Consider the following 21,424-nt stretch of genomic DNA (forward strand, 5'->3'; position numbering starts at 1 on the left):
ACGGCGTCAATACAATTTTAACGAATTGGCGGTTTTTTCCAGTTTTGGGATTATTTCAGCGGGATCACGTCGACCGCCTGGACGGCGCGCTGGCCGCCATAGCTTTTCAAGACGCCGATGACGGGGACGACGTCGGAATAGTCCCGGCCGTAGGCAACGACGATGTGGTCCATGCCGGCCGGGATGTTGTTGGTCGGGTCGAGTTCGATCCAGCCGATCGTCTCGCCGCACCAGATCCGCACCCAGGCATGCATGGCGTCCGCCCCTTCCAGCCGTTCCTTGCCGGGTGGTGGGATGGTGCGCAGGAAACCGGAGACGTAGCCCGCCGGAATGCCGAGGCTTCGAAGCGCCAGGATCATGATGTGGGTGAAATCCTGGCAGACGCCGCGCTTCAGCCTGAAAGCCTCAAGCGGAGTCGTGTCGACGGTCGTCGCCTCGGGATCGTAGGTGAAATCCTTGTTGACGCGGGCACAAAGCGCATGGGCGATCTGCATTGCCGTCAGCTCCGGCCTGGCGCAGCTTCGCGCATAGTCGGAGATTTCGCGCGCTTGCGTCAGGCGCGGGCTGTTGCCGAGGAAGTGGTGCGGCGAATCCGGCGCCAGCGACCAGATTCCCGATATCTCCTCCGGCAGGTCGGCAAGCAGCGGCGAGAAATCGGCGGCGATCGGCTGGCTTTCGACCTGTACGCGGGCTTGCATGCGAATATCAAGCGCCTCATGCGGCGCCCGCAGCATGAAGGAGGTGGCGGGATGATCGAAGAAATCGACGAAATGCGACTGTTCGTCCGGCGTCGGCGAGATGGTAATGGACCCGGCGACCAGGCGCTGGCGGTTCGCCAGCGACAGCGGCATCAGGCGCATGATGTGACGGGCGCCGGAGGCCGGCACGTCGTAGCTGTAACCCATGCGGAGGGAAAGATCGTAGAGCATCGCCATCACCCGAGATAGGTCTGGGCGAGCAGATCGGAAAGCTGCTCCAATTCGCGTTCGAGCCGCTGATAGACCTCGACCCCCATGCCTTCAGGCGTCATCACCGCCAGGCCGGAATGGAGCCGCATCGCCTCGCGGTAGAAGGGCGACATCTGGCCGTTGATCAGCGCATTCGGCAGTTGCTCGACTTCGTGGTGGATCTCGTTCACCTGGAAAAGGACCGAGCGAGGGTTAAGGGGGTCGAGCGCCAGCAGGTCGGTGACGGTCAGCCGCGCCGTGTTGACGTTGTAGCGGCGGCGGTGGGTCATGACGCTATCGCCGATCTCGAGCAGCATGTCGAGCGCGCCGTCAGGGGCTTCCGCGCCGGACATGTGGCCGAGCAGACGCGTCATATGCAGGCCGCGCTCGATATAGCGGCCGAGCGAAAGGAAGCGCCAGCCGGTGAAGCGGTACATGTTTTCGTGCACGAGACCGGCGAAGCCCGCAAGCTTGCGCAGGAGGATGGTCATCGCATGGCTGGCGTCGTCGCCCGCAGAGACGGTGACGTGAAAGCGGCGGGTCGTCTTTGCGAGATCGTTGAGCGCCAGCCAGCCGTCCGGCGAGAAACGGTCGCGGATGTTGCTGGCCGAATAAACGGCGCTGTCGATATTGCGCAGCAGCGTTTCCGGCACCGGCTCGGCGGTATCGATATCGACGGCCGCGAGATAGGCGGAGACGTCGGCGAGCAGCGGCTGGCTGGGATCGGCAGCTTCGGCAAAACGCGCATGCCAGGCGCGCAGGATGCGCAACGCCCCTTCGGCGCGTTCGATGTAGCGGCCGAGCCAGAACAGATTGTCGGCCGCCCGGCTCGGCAGGCTGCCGGGCATGTTGCGGGTGAAGCTGCCTTCGGCCGGGAGCAAGGTGTGGCGCTCGACCGGCTTGTCGCTGACGATCCAGACGTCGGCGGCCGCTCCGCCCGATTGCATGGCGATTGCCGCGACATCGGCACCGGAGCCGATACGGGCGAAACCGCCGGGCATGATCTGCCAGCCGTTTGTGGTGCGGGCGGCGAAGACGCGCAGCGACATCGGCCGCGGCACGAGCTTGCCGTCCACCCAGGCCGGCGTCGTCGACAGCGTCACGACTTCCTGGCCGACCAGTTTCGGGCCGTCGGAATTCAGCCAGCCGGTGATGGAATCCTTGGCGGTCGCACGCAGCGAAGAGCCGAGCACGGATTCGCCATTGTCGTCGAAGAAGGGAGCGCGGGAATAGGCCGGGCCGATCACCATCTTCTCGATATTCTCGGCGACATGCTCGCGCTCTTCCTGCTGGCCGCACCACCAGGTGGCGATCGAGGGCAGTTGCAGATCCTTGCCCAGAAGATGCCGACAGATGGTCGGCATGAAGGCGAGAAGCGCCCGGGTTTCGAGAATGCCGGTGCCGAGCGCATTGACGATGGTGACGCTTTCGGCGCGCAGCGCTTCGACGAGGCCTGGCGTGCCGATATGCGAATTCTGGTTCAGCTCCAGCGGATCGGCGAAGGCCGAATCGAGACGGCGCCAGAGCACGCCGATCGGCTTGAGGCCAGCGACCGTGCGCACCATGATGCGGCCCTTGACGACGGTGAGATCCTCGCCCTCAAGCAGCATGAAGCCGAGATAACGGGCGATGTAAGCGTGCTCGTAGTAGGTCTCGTTGGCGGGACCGGGCGTCAGCACGGCGATGCGGTCGTCGCCCGAATGCTTCATGCCCTGAAGCGCGTCGCGGAAGGCACCGAAGAAGGAGGCGAGGCGGTGGACCGGGGTTTCGGCATAGATATCCGAGAAGGCCCGGGTTGTTGCGACACGGTTTTCCAGTGCGAAACCGGCGCCTGATGGAGCCTGCGTCCGGTCGGCCAGCACCCACCAGTTGCCGTCGGGCCCGCGTCCGATCTCGAAGGCGCAGAAATGCAGGTAGTGGCCGGATGCCGGCCGGATGCCCGCAAGCGGGCGCTGGAATTCGGGATTGGCGGCGATCAGCGCCGGCGGCAGAAAGCCTTCCTGCACCAGCCGGTTTTCGCCGTAAATATCGGCGACGATCGCCTCCAGGAGGTCGGCGCGCTGGACGAGGCCCGCCGATAGCGCCTGCCATTCGCGCTCGTCGATCAGCACCGGAATATGCGAGAGCGGCCAGGCGCGTTCGCCGGTGCCCTTGCTGCCATAGGCGCGATAGAAGACGCCGGCATCGCGCAGGTAGCGGTCGGCGCGGGCGAAACGCTCGGCGAGATCCTTTTCGGGCATTGCGCTCAGATGCGAGAGGAAGCGCTGCCAGACGGGGCGGATCACGCCTTTGTTGTCGACCATCTCGTCAGCGGTACCAGGAGGCGGCGCATAGTCGAAGGCCGCATCCTTGATGCGGTCCTCTGCCTCTCCCCTGCGCTCCACTGCCGGCCTCTTACTCATCAAATTCCAACCTTAACCCTCGGCGTAGCCCCCGGCCTTAAATTCCGGCGGGCCGCCTCAGATCCAACGTCAGCGGGAATTCCGGCGAACCCGCCTCGGCGCGCGGGATATAACCGCCCGCCGTATGACCCCACGGCTCGAAGCGGGCGAGCCGCCTTGCTTCCGCCTCGTTGCCGTTAACCGGGAAGGTGTCATAGGTCCGGCCGCCCGGATGGGCAACATGATAGATGCAGCCGCCGATCGAACGCTTCGACCATGTATCATAAATGTCAAAAGTCAAAGGCGTGTTGATCGGCAGGACGGGATGCAGGCCGGAGGCAGGCTGCCACGCCTTGTAACGGACGCCGGCGACCGAGACGCCCGAGGTGCCGGTCGGCGTCAGCGGCAGGGTGCGGCCGTTGCAGGTGACGGTATAGCGCGAGGTATTGTTGGTCTCGAGCCGCACCTGAAGGCGTTCGACGGAGCTGTCGACGTAACGGACGGTGCCGCCCGGCGCCCCTTCCTCGCCCATGACATGCCAAGGCTCCAGCGCCTGGCGCAGTTCCAGCTTCGAGCCTTCGTATTCGACCTCGCCGCAGAAGGGGAAGCGGAATTCGAGCTGGGCCTTGAACCATTCCGGGCTGAGGTCGAAGCCGTTTTCGCCAAGATCGGCGAGCACGTCGAGGAAATCGGCCCAGACAAAATGCGGCAGCATGAAACGGTCGTGCAGGGTCGTGCCCCAGCGGACGAACTTGCCGTCGACCGGGTTGACCCAGAAGCGGGCGATCAGCGCGCGCACCAGCAATTGCTGCGCGAGCGACATGCGCGCGTTCGGCGGCATCTCGAAGCCGCGGAACTCGATGAGGCCGAGCCGTCCGGTCGGGCCGTCGGGCGAAAACAGCTTGTCGATGCAGATTTCGGCGCGGTGAGTGTTGCCGGTGACATCGGTCAGCAGATTGCGGAACAGGCGGTCGACGAGCCAGGGCAGCGGCTGCTGGCCGCGGCCGGGTGCTCCGATCTGTGCCATGGCGATCTCCAGCTCGTAGAGGCTGTCGTGGCGGGCCTCGTCGATGCGCGGCGCCTGGCTGGTCGGGCCGATGAACATGCCGGAGAAAAGATAGGAGAGCGAGGGGTGGCGCTGCCAGTGGAGGACGACGCTCTTCAAGAGATCGGGACGGCGCAGGAAGGGGCTGTTGTTCGGATTGGCGCTGCCCACGACGACATGGTTGCCGCCGCCGGTGCCGGTGTGGCGGCCGTCGATCATGAACTTGTCGGCGCCGAGCCGGGTGGCGCGCGCCTCTTCGTAGATCGCCGTGGTGATATCGACGCATTCCTTCCAGTTCGAGGCCGGATGGATATTGACCTCGATGACGCCGGGATCCGGGGCGACGCGGATGACGTTGATGCGCTCGTCCTGCGGCGGCGGGTAACCTTCGATATGGACGGGAAGCTTGAGTTCGGTGGCGGCGTTTTCGGCCGCGGCGATCAGCTCGAGATAATCCTCAATGCGTTCGACCGGCGGCATGAAGACGCAGAGCCTGCCGTCGCGCGGCTCGACCGACATGGCGGTGCGCACGGCCCCGCCGATTTCGCCCAGCGTCTGTTCAATCCGTCCGCGATTGCTCTCGTCGGCATGGAAGGAGGCTTCCGGCATGGCGCGGCCGGCCGGCACGAAAACGTCGGGCAGCGGTTGGCGCGGAATGGTCGGATCGGCCGGGTGGATATAGGGATAACGTGCCGGCGGAACATAGGGCAATGTGCCGAGCGGCAGGCGGTAACCGATCGGGCTGTCGCCGGGGACGAGGAAGATCTTGCCGCGGCGGGTGCGCCATTTCTCGCGGATCCAGACGCGCGCTTCGGCCGGTTTGGCATTCCACGCCTGAACCGGAAGGAGGTAACCTGTGGGGACGGTGAGGCCGCGGGCAAAGACGCGGGCGATACGGTTGCGCTCCTCGGGGTCTTTCAATTTCGAATTCGACGGATCGACGTTTTCAGGAAGACTGCCTTCCTTGATGATCCAGTCGGCAGTATCCTCATAGGCTGGCTGCACCATGTCGGGCTTGATCGCCAATTCCTTGGCGATCGCCGTCAAGAGCTTCTCTGCATCCTCGGCCGCAACACCGGTATCCTTGCCTTCGGCGGCGACCAGATCGAGGTTCTGCCAGATTGGCTTTCCGTCGCGGCGCCAGTAGAGCGAAAAGGTCCAGCGCGGCAGGCTTTCGCCCGGATACCATTTGCCCTGGCCGTAATGCAGGAAGCCGCCGGGGGCGAAGCGCTCATGCAGCCGGCGGTTCAGGCTGTCGGCCTTTTCGCGCTTGGTCGGGCCGACGGCGGCGGTGTTCCACTCCTCGGACTGGAAATCGTCGATCGAGACGAAGGTCGGCTCGCCGCCCATCGTCAGGTGCACGTCTTCGGCTTCGAGGACGCGGTCGACCTTTTCGCCGAGTTGATTGAGCTCTTCCCAGCTTTCATCGGAGAAGGGCTTGGTGATGCGCGGGTGCTCGGCGACGCGCGAGACCTTCATGTCGAAGGCGAATTCGGTTTCGGCCTCGCCGAAATAACCGCCCGAGATCGGGGCGGCGTTGCGGTAATGCGGCGTGGCGGCAAGCGGGATATGGCTTTCACCGGTCAGGAGGCCGGACGTCGGATCGAGGCCGACCCAGCCGGCGCCGGGCAGATAGACCTCGGCCCAGGCATGCAGGTCGGTGAAATCGACCTCGGTGCCGGAGGGACCGTCGAGCGCCTTCAGATCCGGCGTCAGCTGGATGAGGTAACCGGAGACGAAGCGGGCGGCAAGGCCGAGATGGCGGAGGATTTGGACGAGCAGCCAGCTGGTGTCGCGGCAGGAGCCCTTGGCGGTTTCCAGCGTCTCCTCCGGCGTCTGGACGCCGGCTTCCATGCGGATGACATAGCCGATCTGCCGCTGCAGGCGTGCATTCAAACCGACGACCATATCGACCGTCGGCTGGCCGGGCGACCAGTCGAGCGTCGGCAGCAGCGCCTTGAGGCGCGGGCCGGCCGGCTCCGGTGTCATATAGATCGACAGATCCTCGCGGATCGTTTCAGGATAGTCGAAGGGCCATTTGGTCGCTTCTTCCTCGACGAAGAAGTCGAAGGGATTGTAGACCGTCATATCGGCGACGAGGTCGACCTCGATCTTGAACTCCGTCACCGGGTCCGGGAAGACATAGCGGGCAAGGTAGTTGCCGTAGGGGTCCTGCTGCAGATTGACGAAGTGATTGGAGGGCGTGACCTTCAGCGAGTGGCTGAGCACCCGTGTCTTCGAATGCGAGGCCGGTTTCAACCGGATGATCTGTGGGCCGAGCTGGACCGGTTTGTCGTAGGTGTAGTGCGTCAGGTGATAGATGCTGGCTTTGATCGACATATTTCTCTTTTTATCCGGCGCGCATCGTTGTGCGGCTTGCTGTTCCCGAAATCAGTGTGTGCAATGCAGCGAAAGAAAGCAAGGTGGAAAGGTCTCCGGCTTTTATGCCGCCTTGGCGAAGGTGACGGTGGCCTTCAGGCCCCGGCCGCCCATTCCAGGCTCCAGCGTCAGGGCGGCATTGAAAAGATTGGCGATTTCTTCGACAATCGGCAGGCCGAGGCCGGCGCCTGGCGCGCCGGATTCATTGCCGCGCGAAAAACGCCCGCGCACTGCCTCCAGCTTCTCGCGCGGAATGCCGGGGCCGTTGTCCTCGACTTCGAGGCGGATCGTCTCAGGAGATGCGACGATGCGGACGGTGACCTCCGCTCCCTGGCCGGCATAGGCGATGGCGTTGCCCGCCAAATTGCGCAGCAATTCGCCGATCAGCAGCGATTCGGCGCGGATCATCGCTGGGCTCTCGCCCTCGAAGCCGAGATCGATGCCGGCGACGGCGGCCGTCGGGATCTGCTCGCCGGTGATTTCCTGCGCGATGGCGGCGAGATCGATTGATGTGGCGGTCAGCGCTTCCTTGGCGGTGGCGGCGTCGATCTTCGCCATCAGCAGAAGCTGGGCAAGGATGCGCTCGGCATGGGCCACGGCCTGGTCGCCCTTCAGAGCCGCCGCCTGGGCCTCGTCAAGCGAGCCGGCGCGGGCGGAAAGGGCGAGCTGGGTGCGGATGATGGCAAGCGGCGTGCGCAGCTGGTGGCTGGCATTGCCGGTGAAATGGCGCAGTGCATCGAGCGCCGACTGCAGGCGGACCATGAAGGAATTCACCGTACCGACCAGCGGCTCGACTTCACTCGGCACGGTCTCCTCGATCGGATGCAGATCATCGGGGCTGCGCTCACCGATGGCGTCGCCGAGCTTGTAGAGCGGGCGCAGCGCCACCGTGACCGAGATCCAGACGATGACGGCCGCGCCCACGATCATGAAGGCGAGGCGTAGCGCCGAGCGGACGAGGATCGCCTGCGCCAGCTGCCGGCGAGCGATGGTGGTTTCGGCGACGGTGACGACGAAGGGCACGGAGCGGATACCGGTCGAGGCGGAGCGTTCGAGCGTCGCCACACGGATCGGTTCGCCCCGGAAGGTATCGTCGGCGAAGGCGGCGGCATCGCCCGGCGCCTTCTTCAGGACCGGCAGGGATTGATAGCCTGTGATGAATTGGCCCGGCGGGCCGTCAACACGGTAGAAGACGCGGTCTTGCGCTGCCGAGGTCAGCATTTCAAGCGCGACATAGGGGATGTCGACCTGCAGCGTCCCATCCTCGGCGACGACGACGCGTTCGGCGATTGCGAGTGCCGAGCCGGCAAGCACGCGGTCGGAAACGATGTTCGAGGTCTGGACCGCCTCGCGATAGGTATCGGCGAGCGCCAGCGTGCCGATGACGGCTGTCGAGACGAGAAGCCAGAAGAGCAGCCGGCGCCTGAGGGAATAGGCTGCTTTCATGGGGTCTCTGGCAGCTTGTCGAGATAATAGCCGATGCCGCGGGCGGTCTTGACCGTCAGGCCGTGCGGCGAGAGGCGTTTCCTCAGACGGCTGACATATTGCTCGATGGCATTTGCGGAAATGTCGTCGTCGAAGGCCGTCAGCGACTGCATGATCGCTTCCTTGGCGACGACCTTGCCGGCCCTCATGAAGAGAATTTCGAGTAGACCGAGCTCGCGGGCGGGAATATCGAGGGGTGTCGCGCCTGATGAAAAGGTGCGGGAGGTGAGATCGAAGGAAATGCCGCCGAAGCCGACCGTCGCAGAACGCAACCCGGCCTGGCGGCGCAGCAACACGCGCACACGTGCCTCGAATTCGGCAATGTCGAAAGGTTTGATCAGATAGTCGTCGGCGCCGAGATCGAGACCCTTCACCCGTTCTTCCGGCGTGCCGCGCGCCGTCAGGATGAGGACGGCAGCCTGATTTTGCCGGGCCCGCATGGCGCGCAGCACGTCGAGCCCGTCCATCTCGGGCAAGTTGAGGTCGAGAATGACAAGATCGAAATTTTCCGCGGCGATGACCGCATTGGCGGATGCCCCGTCATGGACGACATCGACGGCATGGCCCGTGCCCCGCAAGATCGCCGACAGGCCGTCGGCCAGCGCGATATTGTCTTCGGTGAGCAGGATACGCACGGATGTTCCCCCGATTTTTCAAGGGAGATTACAGAGGTGACGGAGGGATGTCACAGCGATTTTCAGATTGGGTGAACGGCCAGGAAAAGCTCGACCTCAGCTCCCGGTCTTCTCGATGCGTTCACGCTGCGTCATCGCGGCGGCGAGGAGCTTCTGGAAGCGGGGATCGTGGCGAATATTGTCGAGGTCGGAATCATTGTTGAACCATTTGATATGATAGACCGAGCTGTTCGGAAGCAGCCGCTCCAGGAGGTCGATCGCCTTGTCGACATCGCCGAGGACGGAGTGAACGCAGGCGAGATTATACTGGGCGACGATGTCGTCAGGGTCGATGGCGAGCGCGCGTGCGGCCCAGTCTCGCGCCCTTGCCGCATCGCCGAGATGGGCAAGCGCCAGCGCGCCGCGATGGGCAGGACCTGAATTTTCCGGGTTGAGGTTCAGCGCGCGTTCGGCGCGCTGCAGGCCGAGGCGCGCCCAGTTTTCCGTATCCACCATGCGGCCGAGCGACCGGTAGGCGGTCATCAGATGTATAGGCGAGACGTAGTCGTCAGGGCGGATATCGGCGGCACGGGTGAAATATTGAACGGCATCGGCAAAGTCGCCGCGCATGAAGAAGAAGCGGGCATAGTGGAAATTCGCCTCGTAGAGGTTCGGGTCGAGCGCCAGCGCACGCTCGAAGGCGGCGATCGCCTTTTCGTCCTGGCCGCTCTGATGCAGGGCGAGGCCGCGCGAGGCATGGGCTTCAGGCAGATCCGGATCGAGCTCGAGGGCGCGGGCGCTCATGTCGAGGATGCGTCTCAGCGGCACGTCATCCGGCGACCAATCGCGGATCGCGGCGTCGCAATCGGCAATGCCGGCATAGGCGCGGGCATAGTCGGGATCGAGTTCGACTGCCTTGTAGAACATGCGTCTTGCGAGCTGGAGGTAGGATTTCGTCCAGGTGTGGGAAAGCTGTCGGCCTCTGAGATAATAGGTATAGGCCTCGACATTGGCGGTCGGCTCGTTGGCGATCGCCTTCTTCTCCTCCGGCAGCAGGCGCACCTTCAACTGGCCGACGATCGCATGGGTGATCTCGTCCTGGATCGCAAAGATATCGGTCATGTCGCGGTCGTAGCGCTCGGCCCAGAGGTGGTCACCATTGGCGGTGTCGATCAACTGGCCGGAGATTCGCACGCGCTTGCCGACGATGCGGACACTTCCCTCGAGCACGTAGCGCACGCCGAGCTCCTGGGCGAGCGGCTTCACCTTCACCGATGTGCCCTTGTAGGTGAAGATGGTGTTGCGCGGCACGACGTGCAGGCTGGAGATCTTGGAGAGATCGGTGATGATGTCTTCGGTGATGCCGTCGGAGAAATAATCCTGATCGGCGTCACCGCTCATATTGGTGAAGGGCAGAACGGCGATGAAGCAGGTGTTGCGGTTCTGCGCGACCAACCTGGTGGACGTCGGCGGCACGAAGGTGACGGTATAGACCTGAACGGGCTGCCGGATGTTCTTCAACGAATGCTCGCCGATGAATTCGAAACCGAGATTGAGGCGCGAACCGACCTGATCGCGCACCGAAGCGGACACGGCGATGCCGCCCGGCGGGGCGATGCGTTCAAGCCTGGCGGCAAGATTGACGCCATCGCCGAATATGTCGCCGTTCTCGACCACGACGTCGCCGAGATTGATGCCGATGCGGAACTCGACGCGCTCGTCTTTGGGCACGTTCTCGTTGCGGGCCGACATGCTGCGCTGGATTTCGGCGGCGCAGGCGACCGCATTCACCACGCTCTGGAACTCGGCAAGGATGCCGTCGCCGGTGAGTTTGACGATCCTGCCCTTGTAGTCCGAGATACGAATATCGACCAGCTCGCAGCGATGGCGGTTCAATGCCTGCAGCGTGCCTGACTCATCGATGCCCATCAGCCGGCTGTAGCCGACGACATCCGCAGCGAGAATAGCGCTCAGTCGTCGTTCCATGACCCCTCCCATGGATCTTCCCAGTTTAATCTAGCTTTTTATAGAGTTTTTGTCGCGCAGAGTCGTCACCCGAATAAAAATCCGGGCGGTCTCGACGTTTTGACGCGGCAGCGCGACCATATAACGTCGCCGATCTTCATCAATACTCTAAATGGGTGAAGGATGACGGTCGGCACTAATCCTTTGTGATGAAAATTGGATTCCAATTGGAGAAGTGGAGTGTTTTTGCTTCGATAGATGCTTTCGGGATCGTCACCACAAAAACCGATCGCCGATCGATTTAGGGCTTGAGCCGGACCCAGGGGCATAGCCTAGAAGACGATTCGCGAGGGCATTATGAACGAGCGAATGAACGAGAATCTCTGGTTGACGGCGGCCGAATGCGCCGAGCGGATCGGGCTGACGGTAAAGGCCCTTCGCCTCTATGAGAAACGCGGGCTGATCAATCCGTGGCGAACCGGCAAGAACTGGCGGCTCTACGGTGTCGAGGAGCTCGCGCGGCTGAATGAGATCCTGGCGCTCAAGCGATTAGGGCTCAGTCTGGCTAGGATCACCGAACTGCTGGCCGGTCAGGCAACCGATCTCGACCGGACGCTTGTCATGCAGCAAACGCAATTGCTCTCGCTGCGCAGCCGTGTGGAAGACAGTCTCTCACGGATCAATGCCTTGCGGCAGCGGATCGCTGCGGGAGAACCCATCTCGATCAACGAACTCGTTAGCATAGCGAAGGAGACTAGTATGACCGATCAATCCGCCGATGCTGTCGCTTGGCGGCGCTACGAGCAGGCGCGACCGCGCACGGAAGGCGAGATTGCCCCCGAACTCCTTGATCATTATCTCGGCGCTTATCTCTTCGATTGGGGCAGCAGTATCGCGATTGCCCGACGCGAGGGCGGACTGACGGCGCGGGTGCTCGGGCAGGAGGCCCTCGATATCTACCCGGAGAAGGAAGACGAATTCTTCTATCGCGTGGTTGCGGCGCAGCTCAGCTTCCGCCGTGGACCGGACGGGCGGGTGAATGGCCTTGTGCTGCATCAGAACGGATATGAGCAGGAGGCGCCGCGGATCGATGCTGGCGGAGGCGGCAAAGCTGGTCGCCGACCTGGAGAACCGGACGAAAAACAGGCGGCCGGTCGACAACAGCGAAGCGTTGCTGCGCAGTGTGATCGCCGAACATCAGAACGGTGAGGTCGACTATGACAGGATGGTTCCCGCACTTGCCGATGCAGGACGGGAGCAGATGCCGATGATCCGCGCGGACCTGGAGCGGGCGGGTGCGTTGAGGTCGATTTCCTTCAGGGGCGTGTCGTCCGACGGGTGGGACGTCTATGACGTCGCCTTCGAAAACGCCGCGATGGAATGGAGATTTGCGCTTGCTGCGGATGGCAGGTTCAGCGGGCTGTTCTTTCGGCGATTGCCGTGAGGCGGGCGCGGGTTATTGTGGCGGCGGTTTTCACGCGCAACGGGGATTTAGATGACTGGTTCGGCCCGGAATTTCCTGGAGTTTCACGATATTCCGGAGCCCGGACTTCGATCGATCATTGCTCGCGCGGGTGAGCTTGCCAAAGCCTGGGATGAGCGGGCCATGTCGCAGAGCCTTGCGGGCAAACGCGTGGCGCTAATTGCCGATGACGGCGGCTGGCGCAACACGACCGCCTTCGATCTCGGCATTCAGGCGATGGGCGGCATCTGCGTGCATGTGCCGATCGGCTTCAATGCCAGAGAGGAGACCGGCGATCTCGCGGGTTATCTCGGCAATTGGTTCGACATGCTGGTGATCCGCACGAAGGAACTTTCAACGCTGAAGGCGGTCGCTGCGGCCTCGCCCGTGCCTGTCATCAACGCGCGGACGCGCTCCAACCACCCTTGCGAGACGCTCGGCGACCTTGCCTATATCAAGAGCCGGCGCGGCTCGATCGACAGGCTGAAGGTCGTAGGCGTAGCGGCGGATGCGAAAATCCTCCGCTCCTGGGTCGAAGCGTCGATCGCGCTGCCGATCGAGGTGGTCCAGGTCTATCCCGAACGCTGGCACGTCCGAGACAGCGCGCTGCTCAATGAGCGCTTCCGCGCAGGCACCGACATGAGCGAACTCTTGGATGCTGACGTCGTCATCACCGATTCATGGCCGGGCGATGCTGCCGGCGACGAACTCACCGGTTACCGGATCGGGACCGATGTGCTCGATCGGTTGCCAGAGGATGCGATCTTCCTGCCGTGCCCGCCGGTGACGCGCGGCCAGGAGGTGACGGCCGGGGCGATGGAGCATCCGCTCTGCCGGAGCCGCGCCGCCAAGGCTTTTCTGCTGCATGCGCAGAATGCTCTGATGGAGTGGGTCGTCACCAGCGCAGCTCAGTCATGATAAAAGTGACGAGGGAGCGGGAGGTTTGGTAGATGGGGGAGCTGACAGTCGAACTCGCGGAGAGCCCGGCGGAAATCGCCGCCGTGCGGGATCTCTGCCGATCGTTCCGGCAGTGGCTCTATGACAATTATCCCCAGCATCGGCCGGTGATCGATCTCTATTACAATCCGCAAAAATTCGAGGCACTGCTCGTCGACCTGCCGCAGATTCACCAAAGGCCGAAGGGCGCGATCTTCCTGGCTTGGCTCGACGGAGAGCCGGTCGGTTGTGTCATGCATCACGAGCAAGCGCCTGACATTGCGGAGATGAAAAGGCTTTTCGTCTCGGCGGCTGCACGCGGTCACGGTGTCGCCGTGGCGCTTTGCGAGGCCTCGATCGCCCAGGCGAGAGCTGACGGTTATTTCTCGATGCGGCTCGATACCGGCATTTTCCAGACGGCGGCGCAGGGGCTCTATCGCCGCCTCGGCTTTCGGGAGCGGGATGCTTATTATTCGGTTCCGCCGGAGCTCGGACAGATCCTGCTCTTCTTCGAGCGTGAGATCTGATCCTGTCATGCAATGCGTGCCGCTCGGCTGCGCCCTTGCTCCCCCCGGCGTGCTCAGGCATTGTTGCGAGATGAGGAGAGCTTTCATCTTGCTGCTGGCGTTCTGGCCGGGCTTTGCGCTCGCCGATCAGGCCTTCTATCCGGCGAAATCGGGCAATGCCGATGCGCCAGTGCTGACCGTCTACTCCTCGCTCGACGAGCCGCTGGCGCAGCCGATGATCCGAGGGTTCCAGGAGGCAAATCCCGATATCGCGGTCAAATACGAGGACATGCTGACCGGCGATATCTACGACCGGATCGTCAGGGAGACGGATGCCGGCGGAAAGACGGCGGATTTTGCCTTCTCTTCGGCGATGGACCTGCAGGTGAAGCTTTCCAACGACGGATACGCGCAGGTCAGCAACCTGCCGATGAGTGCCGCATGGCCAAAATGGGCAAACTGGCGCAACACTGCCTATGCGCTGACCTTCGAGCCGGCAGTATTCGTCTATCACAAGCCGAGCTTTGCGCATGAACCGGTGCCGAGCTCACGGGCGGAATTCGTGGATTATCTGAAGCGCAAGGGCAATGCGGTCTATGGCCGGATCAGCACCTACGATATCGAGCGCTCCGGCGTCGGCTTTCTCTTCATGGCGCGCGATCAGGAGCAGTTCGGCGACATCTGGTCGGTGATCGGGGCGATGGGGGCGGCGGGCGTCAAGCTTTATTCGACGAGCTCGGCGATCCTCGAGCGTGTCGCCGACGGGCGCTTCGTGCTCGGCTACAATATTCTCGGCTCCTATGCGGCCGACTGGGCCTCACGCGACCCCGATGTCGGCATCGTGCTGCCGAAGGATTATACGGTGGTGATGTCGCGGATCGGGTTGGTGCCGCAGGCCGCCGCCGAACCGGAGCTCGGGCGTCGCTATCTCGCCTTCTTCATGTCGAAGGAGGGGCAGACGATCATGGCGCGTGAACTGCAGATCCCGGCCGTCAGCCCCGAAGTGGCGGGAGAAAATACCGCCAATACGCTGCAGGAGCTGCTCGGCGCCCAACTTCGGCCGGTGCCGGTCAGTCCCGGACTCATGGTCTATCTCGACCAGGTGAAGCGGGCGCGGCTGATCGCGCATTGGAACGAGGTTCTGCGGGCGCAGTGAAGCGCGTCAGCTTTCGGCTGATGCGGGAAACCTACACCCCAAGCAGCTGCGAAGAGCCGAATTCAGGGCGGCGTCTCCCAATTACGGCAAAAAAGTGTCCCCCTCTTCTGGATATCTCGCCGATGTCAGCTAAATGACAGGTTGTTGTGGTGGCTTTGGCTACTTCTTCTCCGTGGAGGCGGAGAGCTGAAGCCTTGGGAGGAGTTCCGCTCGTCACTCAGGACAACCATGTCCGCTGGCCGGCCATCCTTTCCGATTCCCTGGAGAATAACAGGCGGTCGCTCAGCCGCCCACGGAGGACATCGTGAAGCATACGCTCATCGTAACCGTTTTCGCAGCCGCCATCGCGCTGCCGGCCTATTCGGCCGACTACACCATCATCGCGCCTGCAGCACCCGGCGGCGGCTGGGACCAGACGGCCCGCTCGCTGCAGACCGTGCTGCAACAGGAGAAGATCTCCGGCAGCGTGCAGGTCCAGAACGTCCCGGGCGCCGGCGGCACAATCGGTCTTGCCCAGTTCAGCAGCCAGGCTGCCGGCAATCCGAACTCGCTGATCGTCGGCGGCTATGTCATGGTCGGCGCAATCCTCACCAACAAGTCGCCGGTCACGCTCAAGGATGTCACGCCAATCGCTCGTCTTACCGGCGAGTATGAGGCCGTGGTCGTTCCGTCCTCGTCCGAGATCAAGACCATGGCCGATCTGGTCGCGGCTCTGAAGAAGGATCCGGGTGCGGTTTCCTGGGGCGGCGGTTCCGCCGGCGGCACCGACCATATCGCCGTCGGCCTGATCGCCAAGGCCTCCGGCGTCGACCCGACCAAGATCAACTATGTCGCCTTCTCCGGCGGCGGTGAAGCGCTCGCCGCCATTCTCGGCGGCCAGGTCACGGCCGGCGTCTCGAGCTACAGCGAGTTCGAATCGCAGGTGAAGTCAGGCACGCTCCGTCTCCTCGCCATATCCAGCGACAAGCGCGTCGAAGGTATCGATGCCCCGACGCTGAAGGAAGCCGGCACCGATGTCAGCATCCAGAACTGGCGCATGGTCGCAGCCGCGCCCGGCCTGTCGGCTGAGCAGGTCGCAGCCGTCACCGCCGATTTCGAGAAGCTGCACAGCTCTGCCGCCTGGCAGGAAACCTTGAAGACAAAGGGCTGGGCCGACACCTACCTGTCCGGCGATGCCTTCAAGGCGCAGCTCGAAAAGGATGTCTCCGCCACTGAAGGCATTCTCAAAGATATCGGTCTCGTTCAATGAGTGAAGCCGATACATCATCGGCAACGAAGCGCCGCCCTGATTGGGCGGCGCTGATTATTGCCGTTTTCCTTCTCGCCGTCGCAGCCGTGGTGTTCTGGGACGCGTCGCATCTGAAGACGATCGCGCAGTATGATCGGATCGGTCCCTCGACGGTGCCGAAAGTCGTTGCATTCGGCCTCTTCTGTCTTGGTATCTGGACGGCTTTCGAGGCCTGGCGCGGCGATTTTCCCGAGCGTGAGCAACAGGAAGTAGCGCCGGTCATCTGGATTGTCGCGGGTCTTGCCGGGCAGATGCTGCTGTTGCGTATCGCGGGCTTCTCGATCGCCACCGGCGTGCTCTTCGCGCTGACCGCGCGCGGCTTCGGAAAGCGCCAGATCTGGATCTCGTTGCCCATCGGCATCGTGCTGAGCTTCGTCGTCTGGGCAATTTTCTCGCAGCTCCTGCAGCTTACGCTGCCGGCCGGTCCGCTCGAACACCTGTTCTTCTGATAGCGCCCTCAACGGGTCGGGCGCTTTCGGCTCCTTTGCTTTTTGCGCGGACGGTCTGTTCCCCCGCAGGAACCTCCGCTTGGGACGAAGACATGAACACTTTCGAATTCCTCTGGCAGGGCATTCTGGTTGCGGCGCAACCGATCAACCTGCTCTACGCCCTCGTTGGCGTTACTCTCGGCACCGCCGTCGGCGTGCTCCCGGGCATCGGTCCGGCGCTGACCGTGGCGCTGCTGCTGCCCGCAACCTACAAGCTCGATCCGGGCGGCTCGCTCATCATGTTCGCTGGTATCTATTACGGCGGCATGTATGGCGGTTCGACCACCTCGATCCTCCTGAACACACCGGGTGAAAGCGCTTCGATCGTCACTGCGCTCGAAGGCAACAAGATGGCGCGCGCGGGCCGCGGTGGACCGGCGCTGGCGACGGCGGCCATCGGCTCGTTCGTGGCTGGCCTGATCGCAACGCTCGGGCTGGCCTTCATCGCGCCCTATATCGTCAAGCTGGCGCTGATTTTCGGACCGCGTGAATATTTCGCGCTGATGGTGCTCGCCTTCGTCACCGTCTCCTCGGCATTCGGGGATTCGGCGCTGCGCGGTCTCACCTCGCTCTTCATCGGCTTTGCGCTCGCCATGGTCGGCATCGACCAGCAGACGGGCCAGGCGCGGCTCTCCTTCGGCATCCCCGACCTGCTCGACGGTATCGAGGTGACGACGCTGGCCGTCGCCATGTTCGCAATCGGCGAGACGCTTTATATCGCCGCCCAAGGCAAACGCGGCGAGGACAAGGTGGAAGCCGTCAGGGGGTCGCTCTGGATGACTGCCGAGGATTGGGCGCGTTCATGGAAACCGTGGCTGCGCGGCACGCTGATCGGCTTTCCGATCGGCGCCATGCCGGCAGGCGGCGCGGAAATCGGCACGTTCCTTTCCTATGCCGCCGAAAAGCGGCTGTCGAAGAACCCCGAGGAATTCGGTCGCGGTGCGATTGAAGGCGTTGCCGGACCCGAGGCCGCCAACAATGCCTCGGCTGCCGGCACGCTGGTGCCGCTGCTGACGCTCGGCCTGCCGACATCCGCGACGGCAGCGATCATGCTCGCCGGCTTCCAGCAATACGGGTTGCAGCCGGGGCCATTGCTTTTCGCCACCAATCCGCAGCTTGTCTGGGGTCTGATCGCCAGCCTGCTCATCGCCAACGCGATGCTGCTGGTGCTGAACCTGCCGATGATCGGCCTTTGGGTTCGTCTGCTGACGATCCCGAAGCACTGGCTCTATGCCGGTATCCTGCTCTTTGCCACGCTCGGGACGATCGGCGCCAACCCGTCGGTGTTCGAACTCGGCATGCTGCTGGCCTTCGGCCTGCTCGGCTATGGGATGCGGCTCTTCGGCTATCCGATCGCGCCAACCGTCGTCGGCCTGATCCTCGGACCGCTTGCCGAACAACAGCTGCGCCGGGCATTGGCGATCAGCCAGGGCGACGTCACGACGCTTGTCATGTCGCCGATCGCTGCGGGCCTGCTCATCGTTGCGGCCGCCGCCTTCCTCATCCCGCTGATCCTGCGGCTTCGCGGTCGTGGCCAGGTGCTGTCGCAGCTGGCGGCAAACGAAGACTAAAAAGACTAACCGACCCCTCCCTCAGGGCCGGCCATGGAAACATGGTCCGGCCTCTTCTTTTTGCATGGCTGAGGTGATGTTCCGTGCGTTGTCGAGGTCTCCAAGCATTCCCACCTGTAGGAGGTCAATCACAGAGCGAAAGAAAAAGACAATGTCCGCCATCCGCAGTGCCATCCATACCGGTTTCCTTGGTCGTGCATTCGCCGCGCTCGGCGCCGCAAATGCCGTCAGTGCCGCTGTCGAAGCCGGCCGCCGTCCGCAGGCCCGCGACCTCAGGGAACTCGGCATCGACCCGGTCTCCTTCGGCCAGGTCATCCGCTAAGATCTTCGAGCATGCCCTGAACGAGACAGCCCGCAACCGGATGGTCGCGGGCTTTATTTTTGTCTGGGCGGTGGTGCCGCAACGCCGGGCGCTGCGGCATGGGGGTGTCAGGCGTGAAGCTCTTCCCGCCGTTCGACCTGATCGTCCACCCGTTCACGCTTGTTGTGGCGGATGGACGACCAGAGGGACAGGCCGATCAAGGCTGCGCCGCCAAGGCCGGTGATCACCTCGGGGATATGCACCAAGGTCTGCGCATACATGATCACCGAGAGGATTAGGATGGCATAGAAGGCCCCGTGCTCGAGGTAGCGGTATTCCGCAAGCGTTCCCTTCTCCACCAGCATGATCGTCATCGAGCGCACATACATGGCGCCGATTCCGAGGCCGATCGCAATGACGAAGAGGTTCTGCGTCAGCGCAAAGGCGCCGATGACCCCGTCGAAGGAGAAGCTGGCGTCCAGGACCTCCAGATAGATGAAGGCGCCGAGACCGCCCTTGGCGGCAGCGCCCATCGTCTGCTGCGAGGCATCGAGCAGCCCGCCGACCACTTCGACCGCGAGGAAGGTGAGGAGGCCGTAGATGGCGCAATGGACGAAGACGGTGGCTTCCTCGCCGCCGATCAGCCAGGAGAAAGCCAGCATCAGCGCGAGCACGAAAGCGATCTCGATGCCCTTGATGGTAGCGGAACGTGCCATCACCCTTTCCAGGCCCGGAAGCCAATGGATTTCCTTCTTATGGTCGAAGAAATAGCTGAGGCCGATCATCATCAGGAAGGTGCCGCCGAAGGCTGCGATCGGCAGATGTGCATCGTTCATGATGCGGGCATATTCATCGGGCTCGCGGGCGGCCAGAACAAGGGCGTCCCAGGGGCCGATCTGCGCCGCGATCGCGACGATTGCCAGCGGGAAGACGATACGCATGCCGAAGACGGCGATGACGATGCCCCAGGTGAGGAAGCGTTTCTGCCAGACCGGCGTCATCTCCTTCAGCTTGTTGGCATTAACGATGGCATTGTCGAAGGAGAGCGAGATCTCCAGTACCGCAAGCACGGTGCAGATGAAGAAGACGATCGCCATGCCGCCGATCGTGCCTGTGGTCTGCCAGCCGAGCAGGGCGCCAAGAACAAGGCCAAGGGCCGTGACGATGAAAGCCCAGCGGAAATAGCCGAGCGAGGATTTGGAGGTCTGAGGCTGGTTCATGACCGCACCTCGCGGCCGCAAAGCGGGTTGGAGATGATCGATAAGGTGGAAATAAGCGGCATGCCACAACGGGCATGCTGACAAGGCATGGTGAGCTGTTTCATCGATGAAAAATCCGCCGGCTAAGCTGCAGGCGGTACCGACATCACGAGAGCGCCGTAAAAACTCTCGCCAGAGGGGCCCGGCACCAAAGTTTCCCGCAGCCGATGTCTGGAAGGCTGCGGGACAGGCTCTACGTAATCAACTTCCCGGGCCAGTCAAGGCCGCCCACCACACGAAGATTGGCGTTTTTTGGGGAACCATCCGGCAGCCCGTCCGTTAGGCATCGGTTGAGCTTAAAAAAGGAGGCCGATGATGCACACTTCGACCCATCTTCCCGACAAACGCACCGAGGCATCCGACCGCATGAAGCGGGCGAGACCGAACCGGATGCAGAAGGCGCAGGTGCTGCCGCCGCATCATGTCGACCTGACCCTTACGCCCGGCGTCTACCATGACATTCATGTGCCGGCCCATGTCACCGGCGCGGATCTTTCCAAGGGCGGTCCCGACATCAAGGGCAAGAAATAACAGGTTTTCGCAAGTCTCCAGATTTAAAACAGGGTGAGAAACATATGACCGTGAATTTTGTGCCCCGCGAGATCTTTATCCGGCACGAGAATGAATGGAAGGCTGTCCGTGAGGCGGCGGACGAACGCATCGATATCGGCCAGCGTCCAAAGCAGCCTGCTTCCTCGATTGGTCTCCCGGCGTCGGTTGGGAAAAGCGAAATTTCGGCCGCACGCACCGAATGAGCAACAGGCAGTCAATGAATGGACGCCCGGCATAATGCCGGGCGTTTTGCTTTTCTATCAAGGTTCATACCGATTGCCCTCAAAGATGATGGGCTACGCCAACCTTTCAGAAAGGATTGGGCGGCGATAATCCCGGCCTCACGGGAATCGGACAGATGGCCAAGACAGCGACACGAAGCCGCCGCAAGGCGCCGGCGAGAGGAAAGAGCAGGGCGCGCAGCGGCAGCGGGCTGCTGCCATGGACGGTGATCGGTGTTGCCGCGATCGCCGGCATCGCCGCCTTCGACAATTGGAAGAGCATCAAGCCGATGCTCGCCAGGCAACCGGCCGCGGTGATCCGGGAAATGACGGAGGAGAAGTCCGCCGTCAGGAAGGACGTGCCGCCGAAGCAGGTCGCGCTCGCCGTGTCGGCGCCGAAAGCCGCACCGGCGACGGCGGGGCCGCTGCCGCCGGCAGCTATTCCCACGCCGACCGTCCAGCCGGTCAAGGCGACACCGTCCATTTCCTCTCCCGCCGCGCCGGAGACCGGGACAGCCGCTTTCGGCTATTGTGGGCAGGGCGCCCATATCAACTGCGTCGGTGACGGCGGCGTCTTCTGGTACAAGGGCGAAAAGATCGTGATTGCTGATATGGCAAGCCCGATCGTCGACCGGGCGCGCTGCGATGATGAGCGCAGGGTCGCCTTTGCTGCCAAGGCGCGTCTGCTGGCGCTTTTGAACGCCGGACCCTTCACCATGAATGCGGCGGGCAAGACCGAGTCCTCCGGCGCGCCGCGCGTCGTCTCGCGCGACGGGCGCTCGTTCGGCACACAACTGATCAATGAGGGGCTGGCGCGCAAGCCGGGGGCTGCCGGCGGCGCCTGGTGCGCCTGACGCGGGAACGTTTC

19 protein-coding genes are annotated in these 21,424 nt (G+C 63.1%); 12 read left to right on the plus strand and 7 right to left on the minus strand.

Translation table 11 applies throughout. From position 1 onward, the window contains the following. Positions 1-50 precede the first annotated feature (50 nt). The 6 genes from EFD55_RS25380 to EFD55_RS25405 form a co-directional block, all read right to left on the minus strand. A complete protein-coding gene (locus EFD55_RS25380) occupies positions 51-929 on the minus strand; it encodes a transglutaminase family protein (RefSeq protein WP_125848625.1) in 879 nt (292 codons plus the stop codon). 5 nt (positions 930-934) lie between these two features. Continuing rightward, positions 935-3,349, minus strand: coding sequence for a circularly permuted type 2 ATP-grasp protein (locus EFD55_RS25385; protein ID WP_125848627.1), 2,415 nt, complete (start codon positions 3,347-3,349; stop codon positions 935-937). A 37-nt stretch (positions 3,350-3,386) separates the two neighbouring features. Beyond that, positions 3,387-6,713 carry a transglutaminase family protein gene (locus EFD55_RS25390; RefSeq protein ID WP_125848629.1) on the minus strand — a complete coding sequence of 1,109 codons (3,327 nt, stop codon included), beginning with the start codon at positions 6,711-6,713 and terminating at the stop codon, positions 3,387-3,389. Positions 6,714-6,815: 102 nt separating this feature from the next. Further along, a complete protein-coding gene (locus EFD55_RS25395; protein ID WP_125848631.1) occupies positions 6,816-8,198 on the minus strand; it encodes a sensor histidine kinase in 1,383 nt (460 codons plus the stop codon). Further along, a complete protein-coding gene (locus EFD55_RS25400; RefSeq protein WP_125848633.1) occupies positions 8,195-8,872 on the minus strand; it encodes a response regulator in 678 nt (225 codons plus the stop codon). The genes EFD55_RS25395 and EFD55_RS25400 overlap by 4 nt, the downstream gene beginning before the upstream one ends. A gap of 96 nt (positions 8,873-8,968) precedes the next feature. After that, positions 8,969-10,837, minus strand: a complete 1,869-nt coding sequence (locus EFD55_RS25405) for a TPR end-of-group domain-containing protein (protein WP_125848635.1) — start codon at positions 10,835-10,837, stop codon at positions 8,969-8,971. 348 nt (positions 10,838-11,185) lie between these two features. Between EFD55_RS25405 and EFD55_RS25410 the strand changes: the two genes are divergently transcribed. The 9 genes from EFD55_RS25410 (at position 11,186) to EFD55_RS33295 (ending at position 18,545) form a co-directional block, all read left to right on the plus strand. After that, on the plus strand, positions 11,186-12,025 hold the full coding sequence (locus tag EFD55_RS25410; protein WP_125848637.1) for a MerR family transcriptional regulator: 840 nt from the start codon (positions 11,186-11,188) through the stop codon (positions 12,023-12,025). After that, positions 11,988-12,260 (plus strand): hypothetical protein, encoded by a 273-nt coding sequence (locus EFD55_RS33885; RefSeq protein ID WP_125848639.1) that lies wholly within the window; start codon positions 11,988-11,990, stop codon positions 12,258-12,260. Before EFD55_RS25410 ends, EFD55_RS33885 begins: the two co-directional genes overlap by 38 nt. A gap of 51 nt (positions 12,261-12,311) precedes the next feature. Then, complete coding sequence (locus EFD55_RS25420) at positions 12,312-13,196, plus strand: ornithine carbamoyltransferase (RefSeq protein WP_125848641.1); 885 nt, start codon at positions 12,312-12,314, stop codon at positions 13,194-13,196. Between the two features lie 32 nt (positions 13,197-13,228). Next, positions 13,229-13,741 carry a GNAT family N-acetyltransferase gene (locus EFD55_RS25425; protein WP_125848643.1) on the plus strand — a complete coding sequence of 171 codons (513 nt, stop codon included), beginning with the start codon at positions 13,229-13,231 and terminating at the stop codon, positions 13,739-13,741. Positions 13,742-13,829: 88 nt separating this feature from the next. Continuing rightward, positions 13,830-14,876, plus strand: a complete 1,047-nt coding sequence (locus EFD55_RS25430; RefSeq protein WP_125848645.1) for an ABC transporter substrate-binding protein — start codon at positions 13,830-13,832, stop codon at positions 14,874-14,876. A 304-nt stretch (positions 14,877-15,180) separates the two neighbouring features. Then, entirely contained in the window at positions 15,181-16,125 is a 945-nt protein-coding gene (locus EFD55_RS25435; protein ID WP_125848647.1) for a Bug family tripartite tricarboxylate transporter substrate binding protein, read from the plus strand. Continuing rightward, positions 16,122-16,613 carry a tripartite tricarboxylate transporter TctB family protein gene (locus EFD55_RS25440; RefSeq protein WP_125848649.1) on the plus strand — a complete coding sequence of 164 codons (492 nt, stop codon included), beginning with the start codon at positions 16,122-16,124 and terminating at the stop codon, positions 16,611-16,613. Before EFD55_RS25435 ends, EFD55_RS25440 begins: the two co-directional genes overlap by 4 nt. Positions 16,614-16,705: 92 nt before the next feature. Next, a complete protein-coding gene (locus EFD55_RS25445) occupies positions 16,706-18,223 on the plus strand; it encodes a tripartite tricarboxylate transporter permease (protein ID WP_125848651.1) in 1,518 nt (505 codons plus the stop codon). Between the two features lie 151 nt (positions 18,224-18,374). Next, entirely contained in the window at positions 18,375-18,545 is a 171-nt protein-coding gene (locus EFD55_RS33295; RefSeq protein ID WP_165504915.1) for a hypothetical protein, read from the plus strand. A gap of 107 nt (positions 18,546-18,652) precedes the next feature. Here the strand turns inward: EFD55_RS33295 and EFD55_RS25450 are convergent, their stop codons facing one another. After that, the gene (locus EFD55_RS25450) at positions 18,653-19,744 is read right to left on the minus strand and encodes a DUF475 domain-containing protein (protein WP_125848653.1); all 1,092 of its coding nucleotides are present in this window, start codon (positions 19,742-19,744) and stop codon (positions 18,653-18,655) included. Between the two features lie 351 nt (positions 19,745-20,095). Here EFD55_RS25450 and EFD55_RS25455 point away from each other — a divergent pair, with 351 nt between their 5' ends. From EFD55_RS25455 to EFD55_RS25465, 3 genes are all read left to right on the plus strand, one after another. Continuing rightward, positions 20,096-20,314: a hypothetical protein gene (locus tag EFD55_RS25455; RefSeq protein WP_125848655.1), complete on the plus strand. Its 219-nt coding sequence runs from the start codon at positions 20,096-20,098 to the stop codon at positions 20,312-20,314. A gap of 44 nt (positions 20,315-20,358) precedes the next feature. Then, positions 20,359-20,538 (plus strand): hypothetical protein, encoded by a 180-nt coding sequence (locus tag EFD55_RS33890; protein WP_125848657.1) that lies wholly within the window; start codon positions 20,359-20,361, stop codon positions 20,536-20,538. Between the two features lie 155 nt (positions 20,539-20,693). Beyond that, positions 20,694-21,410 carry a hypothetical protein gene (locus tag EFD55_RS25465; RefSeq protein WP_125848659.1) on the plus strand — a complete coding sequence of 239 codons (717 nt, stop codon included), beginning with the start codon at positions 20,694-20,696 and terminating at the stop codon, positions 21,408-21,410. Positions 21,411-21,424 lie beyond the last annotated feature (14 nt).

The sequence above is a fragment of the Rhizobium pisi genome (genome assembly GCF_003938655.1).
Classification (GTDB): domain Bacteria; phylum Pseudomonadota; class Alphaproteobacteria; order Rhizobiales; family Rhizobiaceae; genus Rhizobium; species Rhizobium pisi.

What these genes read in the sequence shown, in the direction of transcription:
- EFD55_RS25380 (WP_125848625.1), bottom strand. Translation starts at nt 929, where the DNA reads ATGCTCTACGATCTTTCCCTCCGCATGGGTTACAGCTACGACGTGCCG.
- EFD55_RS25385 (WP_125848627.1), bottom strand. Translation starts at nt 3,349, where the DNA reads ATGAGTAAGAGGCCGGCAGTGGAGCGCAGGGGAGAGGCAGAGGACCGC.
- EFD55_RS25390 (WP_125848629.1), bottom strand. Translation starts at nt 6,713, where the DNA reads ATGTCGATCAAAGCCAGCATCTATCACCTGACGCACTACACCTACGAC.
- EFD55_RS25395 (WP_125848631.1), bottom strand. Translation starts at nt 8,198, where the DNA reads ATGAAAGCAGCCTATTCCCTCAGGCGCCGGCTGCTCTTCTGGCTTCTC.
- EFD55_RS25405 (WP_125848635.1), bottom strand. Translation starts at nt 10,837, where the DNA reads ATGGAACGACGACTGAGCGCTATTCTCGCTGCGGATGTCGTCGGCTAC.
- EFD55_RS25410 (WP_125848637.1), top strand. Translation starts at nt 11,186, where the DNA reads ATGAACGAGAATCTCTGGTTGACGGCGGCCGAATGCGCCGAGCGGATC.
- EFD55_RS25420 (WP_125848641.1), top strand. Translation starts at nt 12,312, where the DNA reads ATGACTGGTTCGGCCCGGAATTTCCTGGAGTTTCACGATATTCCGGAG.
- EFD55_RS25425 (WP_125848643.1), top strand. Translation starts at nt 13,229, where the DNA reads ATGGGGGAGCTGACAGTCGAACTCGCGGAGAGCCCGGCGGAAATCGCC.
- EFD55_RS25440 (WP_125848649.1), top strand. Translation starts at nt 16,122, where the DNA reads ATGAGTGAAGCCGATACATCATCGGCAACGAAGCGCCGCCCTGATTGG.
- EFD55_RS25445 (WP_125848651.1), top strand. Translation starts at nt 16,706, where the DNA reads ATGAACACTTTCGAATTCCTCTGGCAGGGCATTCTGGTTGCGGCGCAA.
- EFD55_RS33295 (WP_165504915.1), top strand. Translation starts at nt 18,375, where the DNA reads ATGTCCGCCATCCGCAGTGCCATCCATACCGGTTTCCTTGGTCGTGCA.
- EFD55_RS25450 (WP_125848653.1), bottom strand. Translation starts at nt 19,744, where the DNA reads ATGAACCAGCCTCAGACCTCCAAATCCTCGCTCGGCTATTTCCGCTGG.
- EFD55_RS25455 (WP_125848655.1), top strand. Translation starts at nt 20,096, where the DNA reads ATGATGCACACTTCGACCCATCTTCCCGACAAACGCACCGAGGCATCC.
- EFD55_RS33890 (WP_125848657.1), top strand. Translation starts at nt 20,359, where the DNA reads ATGACCGTGAATTTTGTGCCCCGCGAGATCTTTATCCGGCACGAGAAT.
- EFD55_RS25465 (WP_125848659.1), top strand. Translation starts at nt 20,694, where the DNA reads ATGGCCAAGACAGCGACACGAAGCCGCCGCAAGGCGCCGGCGAGAGGA.